Source organism: Vibrio genomosp. F10 str. 9ZD137 (assembly GCF_049974785.1).
Taxonomy (GTDB): Bacteria; Pseudomonadota; Gammaproteobacteria; order Enterobacterales; family Vibrionaceae; genus Vibrio.
Window position 1 is genome coordinate 1 of record NZ_JBNGCJ010000785.1, and the last position, 1,688, is coordinate 1,688.

Consider the following 1,688-nt stretch of genomic DNA (forward strand, 5'->3'; position numbering starts at 1 on the left):
CCTGAACAGTTTGTTATCTTACCGGGTATGACCGGTGAAGTTGACATTACAACGGGTGAGAAATCGGTTTTTCAGTACCTATGGAAACCGATTTATACCAATGTGAGTGTCGCGTTTGGGGAACGTTAAAGTCCCCGATCTGGCTGACTAGAGTAATGAAAGGGGCACATGTCGTGCTCCTTTTTTGTTTACCGAAGGGGTGATGTTCTAGGGTCTGTTGACCTTTCGTGGTTAAATTTTGTTCGAGATAGAATCGTTTTAGGCGCGGCAAGGAGTATGTAGCCTAGTCATTCTAAGTTAATACTTCTTAACAAAGCATAAAACGATTCTAGCCGAACCCTTCGGGCAGTCTTTGTGGTTCATTTCTACTGCGTTATCAGCTTCTCATGTAGGCTAGCTACACTTCAAAGCCTCTGCCTTGTAGAAATTTCCCACAAAGTGCTGCAAAAAACAGCTCGAAAGATCAACAGACCCTAGTTATTTGGGTCTATGTCAGGCAATCCGTCAATATCATTATGATGGTGTAAAGAATCATCAAAAGATGGGCTTTCGGTATGGTGAGACAGTGCGTCACTCATACTGTCGTCAGTTTGCTCAGCCCCATAAGCACTCTCGGCATCACTGAAAATGATATCGATATCCTGTGCCACTGGTACATTGTGTGACGGTGAATCTATAGACGGCGAGTCAGCATTAATACCCAGAGCGTCTAGGTAAGCATGGGCACCAGAACGCTGTTCGTGTTCGCCTATCGCTGTATGTTCTAGGTTTGCCGTCACCTCATCAAAATTAAGAGTAACTTCATCAGGGGAGCTGAAAGAGGCATCCGGTTCATCCGCTTGGCTCATGCCGGGTGCTGGAGGAGGTGGTGGAGCGATTGGCGATAAATCCATGCCAGTTAGTGTGGTTTGGTCAATGTGATGTCCGCTGTTTCCATGGACGGATTGCGAATGTAAATGTAGGTGCACAGCGACTTGTGAGTTTTGATCGCCTCCTAGGGTTAAAACAAACGAGTCGGTTTCGTCTGTACCACTACCGTAAGAGCCTCCTGTATGTGTCTTAACGACGCCTGATGAAGTTTGTTGGTAATCGTAACTCAACTCTCCGGTTGCAGGATTGACATGCAAAGTACCAAATTGACCGTGTAATGCAGTGAGAGAGTGTCCGTGGTGATCTGATATTCCCCAGCCAGTCATTGGCGTAGGCGTTCCTTGGTGAATAATTGGAGGAATTCCGATTGACGCATGCAGGTCCTGATTGCCTGCACTGCCGGTAATTTTTGCAGGGGCAACTAGGGTTGGCATTGGTGGAACATCGCTGTGTCCATCAATGCGCATTTCAACTTCTTGAGTTGTAACGCCCCCGTGTCCATCATCGACCAATAGAGAAAACTTATCGGTCAATTGTTCACCATTATTTAAAGCATTAACATGGCTATTGCTGTTATTAAGTGTGTAGACCCAAGTTTGTGTATTGCTGTTATAGGTAACAGAACCATACTGTGGCTGATGTTGGCTATCAATACTGACAGAATGTTGATCGCTATGATCAACATCGCTGATAATAATTTGCCCAGAGGTCGTATTTGCAGCATCTTCATCAATGTTATGTGCACCTGCGATAACTTCAGAAATTGTTGGTTTATCATTAGTGCCATGCACATTGATGGTAATAATTTGTTTATCACC

1 protein-coding gene is annotated in these 1,688 nt (G+C 45.0%); it reads right to left on the reverse strand.

The window, feature by feature from the left end; all coding sequences use genetic code 11:
• Positions 1 to 473: 473 nt before the first annotated feature.
• On the reverse strand, positions 474 to 1,688 hold a 1,215-nt coding region (locus tag ACP45E_RS18300; RefSeq protein ID WP_198927758.1), incomplete at its 5' end, for a VCBS domain-containing protein.